The organism is Pseudomonas sp. S3_B11 (assembly GCF_054667715.1).
The window spans coordinates 1,451,873-1,465,622 of the sequence record NZ_CP162749.1 but is presented as its reverse complement, the minus strand read 5'-3'; the positions used below and the strand labels follow the sequence as shown (position 1 = coordinate 1,465,622).

Annotated in this window: 14 protein-coding genes and 1 pseudogene; 12 read left to right on the top strand and 3 right to left on the bottom strand. The window is 59.7% G+C overall.

Annotation, left to right across the window (positions count from 1 at the left end; genetic code table 11):
* Window positions 1–2: 2 nt before the first annotated feature.
* From AB4O22_RS06920 to AB4O22_RS06870, 11 genes are all read left to right on the top strand, one after another.
* Window positions 3–1,211 (top strand): hypothetical protein, encoded by a 1,209-nt coding sequence (locus tag AB4O22_RS06920; protein WP_460158240.1) that lies wholly within the window; start codon window positions 3–5, stop codon window positions 1,209–1,211.
* Between the two features lie 12 nt (window positions 1,212–1,223).
* Complete coding sequence (locus tag AB4O22_RS06915; RefSeq protein WP_003203521.1) at window positions 1,224–2,246, top strand: glycosyltransferase family 2 protein; 1,023 nt, start codon at window positions 1,224–1,226, stop codon at window positions 2,244–2,246.
* A gap of 110 nt (window positions 2,247–2,356) precedes the next feature.
* The gene (locus AB4O22_RS06910) at window positions 2,357–3,025 is read left to right on the top strand and encodes a class I SAM-dependent methyltransferase (RefSeq protein WP_223472192.1); all 669 of its coding nucleotides are present in this window, start codon (window positions 2,357–2,359) and stop codon (window positions 3,023–3,025) included.
* Window positions 3,022–3,429: a GtrA family protein gene (locus AB4O22_RS06905; RefSeq protein WP_003203525.1), complete on the top strand. Its 408-nt coding sequence runs from the start codon at window positions 3,022–3,024 to the stop codon at window positions 3,427–3,429. Before AB4O22_RS06910 ends, AB4O22_RS06905 begins: the two co-directional genes overlap by 4 nt.
* Before the next feature lie 2 nt (window positions 3,430–3,431).
* Window positions 3,432–4,715: an NAD-dependent epimerase/dehydratase family protein gene (locus AB4O22_RS06900; protein ID WP_460096028.1), complete on the top strand. Its 1,284-nt coding sequence runs from the start codon at window positions 3,432–3,434 to the stop codon at window positions 4,713–4,715.
* Window positions 4,705–6,291 carry an FAD-dependent oxidoreductase gene (locus AB4O22_RS06895; RefSeq protein ID WP_460096027.1) on the top strand — a complete coding sequence of 529 codons (1,587 nt, stop codon included), beginning with the start codon at window positions 4,705–4,707 and terminating at the stop codon, window positions 6,289–6,291. The genes AB4O22_RS06900 and AB4O22_RS06895 overlap by 11 nt, the downstream gene beginning before the upstream one ends.
* Window positions 6,288–7,397: a non-hydrolyzing UDP-N-acetylglucosamine 2-epimerase gene (wecB, locus tag AB4O22_RS06890; RefSeq protein WP_460096026.1), complete on the top strand. Its 1,110-nt coding sequence runs from the start codon at window positions 6,288–6,290 to the stop codon at window positions 7,395–7,397. Before AB4O22_RS06895 ends, wecB begins: the two co-directional genes overlap by 4 nt.
* Window positions 7,388–8,494, top strand: coding sequence for a glycosyltransferase family protein (locus AB4O22_RS06885; protein ID WP_223472196.1), 1,107 nt, complete (start codon window positions 7,388–7,390; stop codon window positions 8,492–8,494). Before wecB ends, AB4O22_RS06885 begins: the two co-directional genes overlap by 10 nt.
* A gap of 60 nt (window positions 8,495–8,554) precedes the next feature.
* Entirely contained in the window at window positions 8,555–8,818 is a 264-nt protein-coding gene (locus tag AB4O22_RS06880) for a hypothetical protein (protein ID WP_223472197.1), read from the top strand.
* A gap of 81 nt (window positions 8,819–8,899) precedes the next feature.
* Window positions 8,900–8,986 (top strand): small membrane protein YohP, encoded by an 87-nt coding sequence (locus AB4O22_RS06875; protein WP_442087941.1) that lies wholly within the window; start codon window positions 8,900–8,902, stop codon window positions 8,984–8,986.
* 61 nt (window positions 8,987–9,047) lie between these two features.
* The gene (locus AB4O22_RS06870; protein WP_460096025.1) at window positions 9,048–11,072 is read left to right on the top strand and encodes a DKNYY domain-containing protein; all 2,025 of its coding nucleotides are present in this window, start codon (window positions 9,048–9,050) and stop codon (window positions 11,070–11,072) included.
* Here the strand turns inward: AB4O22_RS06870 and AB4O22_RS06865 are convergent.
* Together AB4O22_RS06865 and AB4O22_RS06860 are read right to left on the bottom strand one after the other, a co-directional pair.
* Window positions 11,069–12,109 (bottom strand): zinc-dependent alcohol dehydrogenase family protein, encoded by a 1,041-nt coding sequence (locus AB4O22_RS06865; RefSeq protein WP_460096024.1) that lies wholly within the window; start codon window positions 12,107–12,109, stop codon window positions 11,069–11,071. The genes AB4O22_RS06870 and AB4O22_RS06865 overlap by 4 nt on opposite strands.
* 118 nt (window positions 12,110–12,227) lie before the next feature.
* Complete coding sequence (locus tag AB4O22_RS06860) at window positions 12,228–12,416, bottom strand: YceK/YidQ family lipoprotein (RefSeq protein ID WP_460096023.1); 189 nt, start codon at window positions 12,414–12,416, stop codon at window positions 12,228–12,230.
* Window positions 12,417–12,423: 7 nt separating this feature from the next.
* Here AB4O22_RS06860 and AB4O22_RS06855 point away from each other — a divergent pair.
* Window positions 12,424–12,774, top strand: a pseudogene (locus tag AB4O22_RS06855) (helix-turn-helix domain-containing protein); the annotation flags it as partial.
* 107 nt (window positions 12,775–12,881) lie between these two features.
* Here AB4O22_RS06855 and AB4O22_RS06850 read toward each other — a convergent pair.
* The gene (locus AB4O22_RS06850; RefSeq protein WP_043042313.1) at window positions 12,882–13,715 is read right to left on the bottom strand and encodes an ABC transporter substrate-binding protein; all 834 of its coding nucleotides are present in this window, start codon (window positions 13,713–13,715) and stop codon (window positions 12,882–12,884) included.
* Window positions 13,716–13,750 lie beyond the last annotated feature (35 nt).

The window sequence follows — 13,750 nt, the reverse complement described above, 5'->3', positions numbered from 1 at the left end:
CCGTGTTCCCGTTTTTCAATGCCATTTTCCATTCACCGCTCTGGCCGGACATCAACTTCGAACCACCGGCCATTTTCGGTACCGGGGTGACCTGGGACACCCTCTATCGAATGATCTTCAAGTCGCCTCAGTTCATCGAGGGGCGGGTTGGCGCGGCGGGCTTTCAATGGCTGCTGCTGCCCACGGCGGCCGTCGCCGTGCTGTTGAGCGGCAACAAGAAAGCCCTGTGCATCCTCCTGGTCGGCGCCGGCGCGATGTTCATGACGTTCCACTCAACAGCCTACCTGCGTTATGTGTTCCCCTCCTTCGCGCTGTTCTCAGTGATCCTGGCCCTGCCCTTTTCCGACGCCAGGATCTTCCCGCGCAGCCTGGCCATCGTGGCCGGTGCCGTGTTGGTCCTGACCAATACCCGTTTCATCCAGGCCGCGACTTACTATGGCGAAATCAAACCTTCTGCACTGTTGAGCATGGCAGGTCGGGACGCCTATCTATTGGAACGCCTGCCCATCCGAAAAATGGTCGACACCGTCAATGCCTTGAATACCGGGCATCAGCCCGTAGCGGTCTTTGCGTCGCCCTTGATGGCGGGTTTGCATGGCGATGCCCTTTACGCGTCGTGGTACAACCTGAAATGGAAAAGCGAGTTCGACGCGGCGGCCTCGCCATCAGAACTTGCCCAGCGCTTGCGCCGGCGCCAGGTGAGCTGGCTGGTGATCGACCTCAAGTCCCTTCCCCAGGCACCACTCGATCGGCTGCTCACGGTGTCCACGTCGTATGCCAGACTGGGTGACATGGAACTGCGCAAGCTCAATGACACGCACTACGAGCACCTGCTCAACCCAGAGCTGTCCAGCCTTGAGGGCTGGAGCCTGACGTCACCCTCGACCTACGACGCCGCGCGCAAGATCCTGACCGTCAGTGTCAAGACACCGGCAACCCAGCGTGTCGACGTGACGCCGGGGCTGACGTACATCAACAGCGTGTCGGCACGCTGCGCAACGACAGCCACGGCCGGAAGAATCCAGGCCAATTGGATGGACGAACAAGGCGACTTCATTACCACCAGCATCGAGACGTTTGACTGCACCACGCAATGGGAGACCCATGAGATGAACGTCGTTGCCCCTGCCAATGCCACATCCGTGATCATTTACGCATCCGGGCATACCGACACTCCCCTGGAGTTCAAGTCACTTTCATTCAGGCAATAGTTGGCGATATCGATGAACTCAAAAACAGCGCTTTTCACGGACGAGCAACGCGTCGCCGTCGTCATCCCCAGCTATCGGGTCACCGCTCATATAGGCGCCGTCATAGCGGCCATAGGGCCGGAGGTCTGGCGCATCTACGTGATCGACGATGCCTGCCCGGACGGTTCAGGCGGGCATGTCCTGGCCTCCTGTAACGACCCTCGGGTCAAGGTGCTGCCCCATGACGTCAACAAAGGCGTGGGCGGTGCGGTCATGACCGGTTATCGAGCCGCCCTCGACGACGGCGCGAGTATCATCGTCAAAGTCGACGGGGACGGTCAGATGGACCCGACCCTGATCCCGCTGTTCATCGAGCCGATCCTGGCGGGAGAAGCCGACTACACCAAGGGCAATCGGTTTTTCGATCTGGAAGAAGTCCAATCGATGCCGCGCATTCGCCTTTTCGGCAACGCCGTGTTGTCGCTGATGGCCAAACTGTCGACGGGTTACTGGGATCTGTTCGACCCCACCAACGGCTACACGGCGATTCACCGTGACGTCGCCAGGCTGTTACCCCTGGACAAGGTCAGCCAACGCTACTTTTTCGAGACCGACATTCTGTTCCGCCTGAACACCGTGCGCGCCGTCGTGGTGGATATTCCAATGGAAGCCCGGTACGGCGACGAGGTCAGTCACCTCAAGATCTCGAAAATCGTCGGTGAATTCCTGTTCAAACACCTGCGCAATTTCACCAAGCGCGTGCTCTACAACTATTATCTGCGCGACATGTCCCTGGCTTCGATCGAACTGCCGATCGGGATTCTCATGTTCCTGTTCGGCATCTTTTTCGGCAGTTATCACTGGTATGAATCGGCGCAGAATGGCATCGCGACGCCGGCCGGAACCGTGATGCTCAGCGCACTGCCCATGCTCATGGGGTTGCAACTGATCATGGCGTTCCTCGGTTATGACATCGCCTCCGTACCCAGCAGGCCACGGCAATCCAGGCGTGGTAGAGCTACCTCATTGCGGGAAGAAAACTCATTAAAGCGCTGAGAGAGATTTTATCGGACCCGTCGCTCAAGACATTGGATGTCGATGGCAGCGAACGCCTGGAACTTCACGGCAAAGTGCTTGAACGCAAGCGAATGCTTCGGGAAGTATTCGTGGAGTTCCACCACGCGTTTCATCGCCTGGCAGACCGCTATTTCAAGGTCGAAGGTCTTGAGGTGGAGTTGGGGGCAGGCATCGCGCCCATGCGCAATTCGTACCCTGAAGTATTGGCGACGGACATTGTCGCCACCGAGCAACTGGACATGGCGCTCAATGCCGAGGCAATGAGCCTGGACGATCATTCGGCCAGAGTATTTTACGGCCAGAACTGTTTTCACCACTTCCCTCATCCCGATCGTTTCTTCACGGAGCTGGAAAGAACCCTCAAGGTCGGCGGCGGCGCCATATTGATCGAACCCTTCCACGGCCCCTTTGCCGCTTTTCTCTATAAGCGCCTGTTCAAGTCCGAAGGCTTCGATATGCACTTCCCGTCTTGGGAAACCCCGTCGACCGGGCCCATGAACGGCGCCAACCAGGCCCTCAGCTACATCGTCTTCGTTCGCGACAGGCAGGCGTTCGAGCGCAAGCACCCGGGCCTGGAAATCGTCCACCAGGAAATCTGCGGCAATTATCTGCGCTACCTGATTTCCGGTGGCTTGAACTTTCGCCAGTTGCTGCCCGACGCGCTGATCCCTGTGCTCAAGGTCGTTGAAAAACTGCTGTATCCGTTGAGACGGGTATTGGCGCTGCACCACATCGTGGTCATCCGGAGGAAGTCTTGACCTTTATCCGGTACGGCGCCATCCAACTCGTGGCTTATGCGTTGGACATGGGAACCTTTTTGCTGTTGATGGCCTTGTTCAACGATCAACCCGTCCTGGCCAACATCGCCGGTAAAGGCGTCGCCGGTGTGTTCGCGTTCTTTTTGCATAGGCACTTCACGTTCCAGTCGACCGGGGGCAGCAGCAAGGTTCAAGCGGTGCGCTATTTCTCATTGCTTGCCATCAATATTCCGCTCGCTTCGGCGCTGTTCAGCGTGGGGCTGTATTTCGTCAATAGCCCTGCCCCGGTGAAATTCGTCTCCGACGTGGTCTGTGTGGCCCTGACCTACTGGATCAGCAAACTGTTCGTGTTCCATTCCGCTGCGCGCCCGCCTGTTCCCGCTGACCGCGGCGAAGGCGCATGACGATGAAGCTACTGATTACCGGCGCGACAGGCTACATCGGACAACGCTTGTCTGCCCTCGCGGCGGCAAGCGGACACGAGGTCGTGTGCGCCACGCGCCAGCCGTGCCCCGCCACCTATACTTGGCTCCCTTATGACCTGCGGGGTCCGGCGCCCGAGTTTCCGGCGGGCACCCAGGTGTTGATCCATTTGGCGGCCGACACATCGACAAGCGCCGACGCCGACGCGGACGACGAAATAAAGGCGGCCCAGGCACTGATCCGTTGCGCCCAACAAGGCTCGGCCAGGTTCATCTTCATCTCCAGTCAAACCGCCGAGGCCACGGCCCCTGGCATTTATGGCCGGACAAAATGGCGTATCGAACAACACGTGCTGGCCGCCGGGGGCAGCGTGATCCGTCCCGGCCAAGTGTATGGTGGCCCCGAACGCGGGCTCTTTGGCCTGTTGTCAGGGCTGGTGCGCCGAAGCCCGTTTATTCCGATCCTGATGCCGGCGCCTGGCGTACAACCTATTCATGTCGACGACCTGGCAGCCTCGATACTGGCGGTCGTCGAGCGGGATGACCTTCACGCCGAAATCCTCAATCTGGGCGCCGTGCAGCCGATTGCCTTTGGCCGCTTCCTGATGTCGATTGCCGCGCACCGGGTGCGCGCCGCTCGCCTGCCTGTCCCTCTGCCGGTGGCATTGCTCAGGCTATTACGCCTGTCACTCGGACAATCCTTGAGCGCCAAACTGGGCCTTGAACGGATTTTTTCCCTCATCCACCTGCCGCCCATGGACAGCGAACGTTCCTTGCAGAAACTCGGCATCCAGTTGCGCCCCCTTGCCCACGGCATGCATCGCTCCGGCCATGGGCAACGTCGTGGGCTTCTGCAAGAAGCCACGGTGCTCTTGCACTACCTGCTCAAACGCCCGCCGCAAAAAAGCCTGGTCAGTCGCTACGCCAGGGCGTTGGAACGTGCGGGCAAAACCCGATCCATCATTCATTCACGCTTGCTGATGCGCTGGCCGATATTCCTGGCGCTCCTGGACAATCCCGGTGTCCTGTACAAGCCCGACGGCCAGGAACTGGCCTGGCGCCTGCAGATTGCACTCGGTATTGCCGAAGCCAGCCCCCAGGGGGCGCAGGTGTTTCTCGGCACCCAACAGCCGCGCAGCCTGGTCGCCACGCTGGTTGCGCTGGGACTCACCTCGGTCAAAGCGCTGGCGTGGAAGATAGCGGCGCTGTTGGGCCGCCCCTTTGCCCGCCAGTTGTTGCTTGGAAGTGAAGCCCACCGTGAAGCCTGAATTTGATGTGATCATTGTCGGCAGCGGCCCGGCCGGGACTTCGGCGGCCTATCCGCTGGTCAAGGCGGGCCTGAACGTCCTGATGGTCGATGCCCAGGCCGATACAGGCTCAGCGACGCCGCCGACGCGTCCATTTCTCAGCGCCAGGGCAAACGATGAGCATCAGTGGAAATGGATGATCGGCGAAAACTTCCACGCCTTGAACCAACTGGATGCGGTATCGCCCAAGCTGAAGACGCCGACCCACGCCCATGTCTTCGAAGGGTTCAGCGCCCGCAATCGCATCGAGACCGACAACTTTATCGGCATCGGTTCACTGGCCACCGGAGGCCTGTCCAATGCCTGGGGTTGCGGCGTGGCAACGCTCGGGGCCGGCGACTTTGCCGGGCTGCCCATCGATTGTTCCGAGATGCAGGCGTCCTATGAAACGGTAACTCGCCGAATCGGTATCAGTGGCCGGATCGACGACGATCTCTCAAGCTACTTCGGCCTCGATGAATGGTCGCAACCGCCCCTGCCATTGGACACACTGCACCAGCGCCTGCTCGATCAGTACACCCGGCACCGATCGGTGTTTCCCGAACTGGGGTTTCGCCTTGGCCGCTCCAGGGTCGCCGTCTTGAGCCAGCCACTGGACGAACGCAAGGCCTGCGACCTGTCTGGAAACTGCTTGTGGGGCTGTCAGAACCTGGCCTTGTACAGCGCCTCGCAAGAACTGCAAAAACTCAAGCAATACCCCGGGTTCCAGCACGTCCAGGACTTCCTCGTGGAGGATCTGCAGAAACTGGACGGTGCATGGGCGATCACCGACCATCGCTCCGCCCGGCGCTTCTGCGGTACGCGCCTGCTGCTGGCGGCGGGGACCCTGGCCACGACCCGGCTCGCCCTCAAGGGCCTGAACCATTCGGCCCCGATACCGCTGCTGTCATCACCGACGGCCGCCTTCCTGCTGTGGCTGCCAAAAATGCTCGGAACCCCAAGGGGGTCGACATTCGGCCTGGGCCAGCTATCGTTCGCCTTGGCGCTGACGGCCGGTACCACGGCTTTCGGTTCGACGTTCAGCACCACAGGTTTGCCGATGACCGAGTTTGTCAGCCGGATCCCCATGAGCAAACGCTACAGCATCGAACTGCTGAAAAACCTGCTCAGCGCTTGCCTCGTCGGGAACATCTTCCTTCCCGGGCACCTGTCCAACAACACCGCGGTCTTGCGCCCCGACGGTACGTTGCGCATCGACGGCCAAGTGCATTCCGAGCTTCCCGGGCTCATGAAAACTGCCGAGGCAACGCTGCGCCGGATCTACTGGAAAATGGGCGCGCTGTTGATGCCCATGAGCTTCACCGTCGGCAAGCCGGGGGCGGATATCCATTATGCGGGAACCCTGCCCATGCACTCGACGCCCAGGATCGGGCAGACCGATTGCCTTGGCGAAGTCGCGGGCCTTGGCGGTGTGCATATCGTCGACGGCGCCTGCTTGCCCAGCCTTACCGAGAAATCCCACACGCTGACCCTCATGGCCAACGCGGACCGGATAGCACGCTCACTCGTAACAATGATAGGAAATCAAAAGGCATGACCCGCAAGGTACTCTGCATCGTCGGTACGCGTCCGGAGGCCATCAAAATGGCACCGGTGATCAAGGCGCTCCAGGCCCAAGACAATATCGTTTGTCGGGTACTCGCCACTGCCCAGCACCGAGACCTGCTGGACCAGGTGCTTGAGGGCTTCGCAATCACCGCCGACCTGGACCTGGACATCATGCGCCCCAACCAGTCATTGGCGGCGCTGACCTCACGCTTGCTGCTTGGACTCGACGGCGTACTGCAAGCCGAGAAACCGGATGTCGTGCTGGCTCAAGGCGACACGACCACGGTCATGAGTGCTGCACTGGCGTGTTTCTACCTGCGGATTCCCTTTGGCCATGTCGAAGCGGGCCTGCGTACCGGGGACCTCGGCAATCCGTTCCCCGAAGAAGCCAACCGGGTGATCGCCGGCAAGCTGACCCGCTGGCATTTCGCGCCCACCCAGCAGGCCGTGGACAACTTGCTGCGTGAGGGTGTCGCCACCAGCGATATCACCCTGACCGGCAATACCGTAATCGATGCCTTGCTGATGACGGCCGCACAAGACTCCACTTTGGCTATCCCACTGGATGCCAGCAAACGCCTGGTGCTGGTGACCGCCCATCGCCGGGAAAACTTCGGCGAACCGTTCCAGAATATCTGCCAGGCACTCAAGCACCTGGCCGAACGGAATCCGGACATCCAGATCCTCTATCCCGTCCATCCCAACCCGAACGTCAAGGATGTCGCGCACCAACTGCTCGGGCGGACCCCGAACATCATCCTCTGCGCACCGCTGGATTACGCGCCGTTTATCGCGGCAATGAAGCGCTCGTACCTGATCATCAGTGACTCCGGGGGCGTGCAGGAAGAGGCCCCGGCCCTGGGCAAACCGGTGCTGGTCCTTCGAGAGGAAACTGAACGCCCGGAGGCGGTCGACCTCGGCGTGGTCAAGCTGGTCGGCACCAACCGGGACACCATCGTCGAAGCAGCACAGCGGCTGCTCGATGATCCACAGGCCTATCAGGCCATGGCACGTGGGGTTTCCCCCTATGGCGACGGCAAGGCCGCCGCGCGCATCGTCGACGTGTTAAGGCAGCACTTCCAGCCATGCGCATGATCTACCTGTCCCCGCTGCCATGGGCCAGCTTCAGCCAACGCCCCCATCACTTCGTCAATTGGTTCCACAACCAGACCGGGGCGCCGGTCCTCTGGATCGATCCTTACCCGACGCGTTTACCCACGCTGAACGATTTCAGGTGCCAGCCGCCTGTTGCCGACCAGCAAAGCGTCGCCGTTCCACCCTGGTTGCAGGTCTGCAAACCCCGGAGCTTACCCATCGAACCCCTTCCAGGCTCGGCCATGCTCCTCAAGCGACTGTGGCGCAACCTGTTCAAAGAGGCCGCGGCATTTTCCGCAGAAGGCCCATGCATGATCTGTGTCGGAAAACCTTCCGCACTGGCCCTGCAGCTGCTCACCCTCATCCCTGGAAGCCATGCTGTCTACGATGCCATGGATGATTTCCCGGCCTTTTATCAGGGCCTGTCACGCAGATCCATGGAGCGTCGCCAGGCGCAGCTCATTCGACGGGTGGACACAGTACTGGCATCCTCCAACCCGCTTCGCGACAAACTCCTGGGCATGACCGACCAGGTAGCGCTGGCCCTCAACGCCTGTGACATGCACGCACTGGCGCCGGTCGAAAGCCTGGACCTCGGTGCCAAACAACAGGTACTTGGCTACGTTGGCACGCTGGGGCGTTGGTTCGATTGGGATCTGGTCATCGCGCTGGCGCAGGCCAATCCTGGAAACCGCATCCGGCTGATCGGTCCCCTCTTCACACCGTCGCCCAGCATATTGCCCGCCAATATCGAGCTGCTCGCCGAATGCTCCCACGCCAGTGCAATCGCAGCCATGGCAACGTTTTCGGTGGGCTTGATCCCGTTCAAGCTCAACCGCCTGACCGCCTCGGTCGATCCGATCAAATACTACGAATACCGCGCCCTCGGCCTGCCCGTCATTTCCAGTCGCTTCGGTGAAATGGCCCTGCGCGACCGGGAAACGGGCGTCTGGATCGTGGATGAAGGCACTGATCTGCGTAAAACCGTCGTGCAAGCGCTCGCCAGCCAAAGCGACCGCTCGACTGTTCATCAATTTCGTCAGGCGCACCTTTGGGCTCAGCGTTTTTCTGCAATCAATCTCAAAAACGGCAAATAGCGGCCGATACCCAGGATAAGACCCCGCGACTGGGGCACAGGACAAAACGGTAGGCCAGTCATGACAGAGATTTATTTGCTAATAGCGCACGGCACGGATCAGGGCGAAGCTTATGTCCTGGGCTGGTTTGACGACCGGAGCAAAGCCCGGGAAGTGGCTGAGCAGAAAGAATGGGAAGCGTACCGCGCCAGCCTGAAGGCGGAGCATCCATGGTCGAGCCACAAACCGCTGGCGCCGGACCAGACGGACTATCGCCGTTACTGGATCAAGACCATTTCAAAATTCGAGCATGTGCCGGTGCCAAGGTCCTTTGCAGTTCATTGATCACCACGAATGAATATTCAACGAAACGAGCGTTATCGGTAGCGGTCTAGACGATTAATCCCATCCGATGAGAGCGTTCTTATGTTGAAATTCCTTGGCGGTACCGTAGGCATCATTTTCCTGATTGGCTTGATCGTGGTGATTGCGCTGTTCAAGTTCATTTTCTGAGCGTGGCGGCGGCGACCATTGGCTTGGTGTTCCACCTCCCTGGAGAGCAGATCGCAATAACATGACAATCACAGGGACGGATAAGGCTGACTGGGAGCTGCTGCAGCTTGAATGGCATCAAGGTTTCGCCTTCGTCGACGGTGTGCTGCTGGGCGACGGGCAAGTGCCTGATGTGTACATCATGCTCAACCCTCAAGGCGCACGACCCGACGAGTTAGCACAATCTGCCAGCGCCGGGCACTATCCGCCCTCGCCCTTGCTGGCGGATCAGCCGGTTTGGCGACATCGACGCAACCCTTGGATCTTGCGCGACACGCTGCGCGATTACTACCTGCTTCCAGTCTACCGGGAGCGCCATGGCTACCACGTGCTGCAGGCCCTGCCGTTTCGTTTCGACAAGGGCCTGGAAAGCCTCGGCCACCAGTACTGGCGTGACGCAACCGGCGCCTATTGGTTAGGCGACTACGCGATCACCCAAATCCCCGAGGCACGCCCCGACAGCCTGGCCCTGTTGCCAGCGTCGCCAGCCTCGGTGACGTCAGCGTCTGCCCTGTTCAGCGATGGTGTGCATCTCTTCCTGCAAGGGCTATTTATCGCCAATGCCACGGCGCGAGTGCGGTATTGCAACCACTCGTCCTATCGAGTGATCAACGATCAGGTCTACAAGGGCTTCAAGCCCCTGCACCAGAAGGACGGCACGCCGCTGCCGATCGCAAACCCGGACGCCTTCCAGATGCTCGCCCATCGCTGGGGCACCGATGGGCAGTCGATCATCGTGCAAGCGCAGCAAGGTTCGAGCATTTCATATGAATACTTCTACCGCATCGACAATGCCGACCTGGCGACCTTCAGCGTGCTTAACGAGCGCTACGCCAAAGACCGACACCGCGCCTATTACCTGACCGGCAAGAGCATTCGCTACGTTGGCGATTTCCACCTGCTCAAATGCTGGCAGCCAGTGTTTGATGAGTGCGGCCGCGTGGTCAGCGCCAGCGAACGCGAGCATGATTATTTTGCCGTGGACGACACATTCGTCTACGCCGCCGGAACCCGCTTGCGTGATGCCCACGGTCCGAGCTTTCGCCACTTGGGGTTCGACTATTACCGTGATCATCAGCACGTCTACAGGCGCCAGAAACGCCTTGATGTCGACGTGGAAAGCTTCGTAGTAACCCAGCTCTATCGCAATGACCAGGATTACTCGCCCGTGCTGGTCGGTGACAAGCACGGCCCGCTGGGCTCAGGCGGGATCATTGATGCGGCCATGCAAGGAGCGTGGGCTCCTTACTTCAAGGCCCATCCGCAGTTGGAGGGATATTGGTGGCACCGTCTACAGGCGGCCTTGCCTGAAGCATCGCAAACGCCTGCAGAAACCCTGCCCTTGCGTGCCATCGGGCAGGGTTTCGAGCTGGGCCGCCAAGTGTATTTCCATGGACGCGTGATCAACGGACTGGACGCGGCGAGTTTCAAACTGCTGGACACGCACTTGTGCGGCGATGCCCAGGGCTTGTATCTGATCCCGTTTCATAACGCCGAATCCGAGGTGCCTGAACGGTTTTCCCAGGAGCCCGCGGAGCATTTCCGCTCACTGGGTGCGCCCTACCTGACTGACGGTAAGACGGTGTTCTGTCACCGGATTTTTTACCATCCCCCGGAGCCGATTCGTAAGGCGCAAGCGGCCACGTTCGAGTCCTGCGGTCATGGTTGGGCCAAGGATCGGGATTCGGTGTATTACTACGGCGAGGCGAAAAAGCGGCTACATCCCTCGGATACCCGCATTCTCGGCACTTATGCCATCAGCCCTACCCTGATCTTCTCGGAAGGCAAGCCGCTGGATGTGGCGTTCACCCCCGATGAAGTCCGCGTGCCCCATCCCGACTTCCTGCAACTGGGCACGCGCAAGTTGTTCTGCCACCGACGCCCGCTGAGCGCCAAGCGGATCGACCTGACGACCCTCCAATTCCTGAATGAGCGCTACGCCCGTGACCAACATCGCATCTATCACTACGACGGTTATGCAACCCTGACCGAGGTCGACGAAGCGCATTATCGGGAATCGCTCGGCCAGCCGACGGCGAACGCCTAGAACTGCGTCACGACCGTCACCCCTGCCGTGTCAAACAGATCCATGTTCATGAGCGCATCAATGGATTGTTCGAGGCTGATGGTCTTGCCGACCAGTTTTTCAGGCGCCAGTTTGCCGGACGTGATCATCTCCATCATCGCGCCGTAACGGTGGGCCTGCATGCCATGGCTGCCACAGATCTCCAGCTCGTAGGCTATGACCTTGCTCATGGGGATTGCCGGCGTGCTGTGGTCGGCCAGCATCAAACCGACCTGCACATGCCTGCCGCGCCGTCTCAGATTATTGATGGAGTTGAAGCAGGTCGTTGGATGGCCCAGGGCATCCAGCGAAACGTGAGCGCCGCCCTTCGTAATCTCGAGCACTGCCCCGGTGACATCCGCCACTCGGCGTGCGTTGACTGTCGCGACAGCACCGAGCGACTGGGCAAGCTTGAGCTTATCGTCGGAGATATCGATGGCGATAACGTTCGCCCCGATAGCGTTGGCGATCATCACCGCGGACAACCCCACCCCGCCACAGCCATGAACCGCCACCCACTGGCCCGCCGAAACCTTGCCTTGATCGACAACCGCGCGGAACGAGGTGACGAACCGACAGCCCAGGCTCGCCGCCGTGGCGAAATCCATGTTTTCAGACAGCGCGACCAGGTTCAAATCCGCCTTGTGAATCCCCACATACTCAGCGAAAGAGCCCCAATGGGTGAAGCCCGGCTGAAACTGGCTGTGGCACACCTGCTGGTTGCCGCTATTGCATTCCGGGCACCCCCCACAGCCACCGACAAAAGGCACGGTGACGCGATCGCCCACCTTCCACCGAGTGACATCCCGCCCCACCTCCGCCACGATCCCTGCCAATTCGTGACCGGGCACGTGGGGCAGCCGGATGTCAGGATCATGACCTTTCCAGCCATGCCAGTCGCTTCGGCATACGCCCGTGCCCAGCACTTGAACCACGACACCATGAGGCTCAGGCGTTGGGTCTTCGACCGTCATCAAACGTGGGGGTTGGGAAAAGGCTTCGTAAACTACGGTTTTCATGAGGTTCCCTCTACTTTAGAAAAGCGCTATGCCTGAATCCGGGTTCGCGGACGGGCCTGGCCGCGAACCAACGCCAACAGTAACCACAAATCCCCCGATACGTAAAAATCTCTGTCGCTTAGAGGTTGCAGCTGTACCGGTATTCGAAGGGGAAGAATACGGTATCGACCACCAATGAAAACGGCGCGTCGATAAGCAAGAATGGGATCAGCTTTCCCTTGGACGTGCCCACCAGCCACCAGTCAAACCGCAGGCCAATGTAGGGGCATCGGTGCTTGTCGTAATCCATCCGCATCGCGGTGGCCATGCAGCCGTTGCAATCCCCATTCATCAACCCAGCGATCATGGCCCGGGGTAATACACTGGTCGCCAACCTCACCGCCTATATAGAAGCCTGTCTGCCCCATCCTCCCAGCGTTCCGAGCCTTGCGGCGTACGTGGGCATGTCTGAGCGAACGCTGTCCCGGCACCTTCGAAAAGCAACCGGCCTTTCAACCCAATATTTGATCCAGCGTGTGCAGCTGAACAGGGCCCGCGTGCTACTGGAAACCAGCAGACACTCCGTTGAATCCATCGCCGAGCAGGTGGGATACCAGGATGCCACGGCCCTGCGGCGACTTATGCGCCGCCTGTTGAACGCATCCCCAAGACAACTGCGCCAGTAAGATCCAGTTTTAACTCTCAAAAGCGAAAACCGCAGACATGAAAAAGCCCGACGCAGAACGCTCGCCGGGCTTTTTCGTCATTGCTCGGCAATGACGGTGTATCGGGTTTAAGGCAAAGGATCGAACTTCAAGCTGCTGAGGCTCTGCACTTTATCCTCGCGAACCATTTTGTACTCGGTGTTCGGGCCGATCCAGCGATCCCAGATCGCGTCGATCTCCCCGGCTGTTTCCATTGCCGCCAATGACTCGTTGACCTTGGCGAGGAATGCTGGCTCATCCCTGCGCATGCCCGCGCCAATCGGTTCGAGCGCCATCGGCTCCTTGGCAAGCGCCAGTTCCACGCCACTGGCCTTGGCTTGATTGACCAGTTTCAAAGCGGTCATGGTGTTGGTCACCAGGCCCACGACCTTGTTTTGCTGCAAGGCCATATAGGCCGAGCCGGTGTCCTGGAATGTTACCGGCGTGGCCCCGGCGATACGGATCGACTGCTCGGACGTCGAGCCTTTGGTGGAGCTGATGCGCTTGTCCTTGAAGAAGCTTTTCGGTTGACCGGCGTTGACCGCGCGCACCACCAGGGTTTCCTTGGCGATGTAGTACGGATCGCTGAACTGGATCTGTTCGGCGCGGGTCTTGGTGTAGGCCAGGTTGGCGAAGATCACATCGACGCGGCCCATCTTCACTTCAGGAATCCGTGCTTCAACAGACAGCGGTTTGAGCTCCAGTTCCACCCCCATTGTCTTGGCCAGGGCCTTGCACAAATCGACGTCCATCCCCACCAGTTCGCGGGTTTTCGGATCGGGTGCGGAAAAAGGCGGCACGTCAGCATACACACCGCAGCTCATGGACTTCTTGGCCATGATGTCGCTCAATTGATCGGCCTGGGCAACCGCAACAGCCAAAGGACCTAACGCCAGCGTGACAAACAGATGCTTCATACGCATGGAAAAACTCCTGGGATTGAAAAGTCTGATGGCAG

Coding starts and splice junctions, on each gene's coding strand:
- AB4O22_RS06915 (WP_003203521.1), top strand. CDS start 1,224: ATGAACTCAAAAACAGCGCTTTTCACGGACGAGCAACGCGTCGCCGTC.
- AB4O22_RS06900 (WP_460096028.1), top strand. CDS start 3,432: ATGAAGCTACTGATTACCGGCGCGACAGGCTACATCGGACAACGCTTG.
- wecB (WP_460096026.1), top strand. CDS start 6,288: ATGACCCGCAAGGTACTCTGCATCGTCGGTACGCGTCCGGAGGCCATC.
- AB4O22_RS06885 (WP_223472196.1), top strand. CDS start 7,388: ATGCGCATGATCTACCTGTCCCCGCTGCCATGGGCCAGCTTCAGCCAA.
- AB4O22_RS06880 (WP_223472197.1), top strand. CDS start 8,555: ATGACAGAGATTTATTTGCTAATAGCGCACGGCACGGATCAGGGCGAA.
- AB4O22_RS06875 (WP_442087941.1), top strand. CDS start 8,900: ATGTTGAAATTCCTTGGCGGTACCGTAGGCATCATTTTCCTGATTGGC.
- AB4O22_RS06870 (WP_460096025.1), top strand. CDS start 9,048: ATGACAATCACAGGGACGGATAAGGCTGACTGGGAGCTGCTGCAGCTT.
- AB4O22_RS06865 (WP_460096024.1), bottom strand. CDS start 12,109: ATGAAAACCGTAGTTTACGAAGCCTTTTCCCAACCCCCACGTTTGATG.
- AB4O22_RS06860 (WP_460096023.1), bottom strand. CDS start 12,416: ATGGCCACCGCGATGCGGATGGATTACGACAAGCACCGATGCCCCTAC.
- AB4O22_RS06850 (WP_043042313.1), bottom strand. CDS start 13,715: ATGCGTATGAAGCATCTGTTTGTCACGCTGGCGTTAGGTCCTTTGGCT.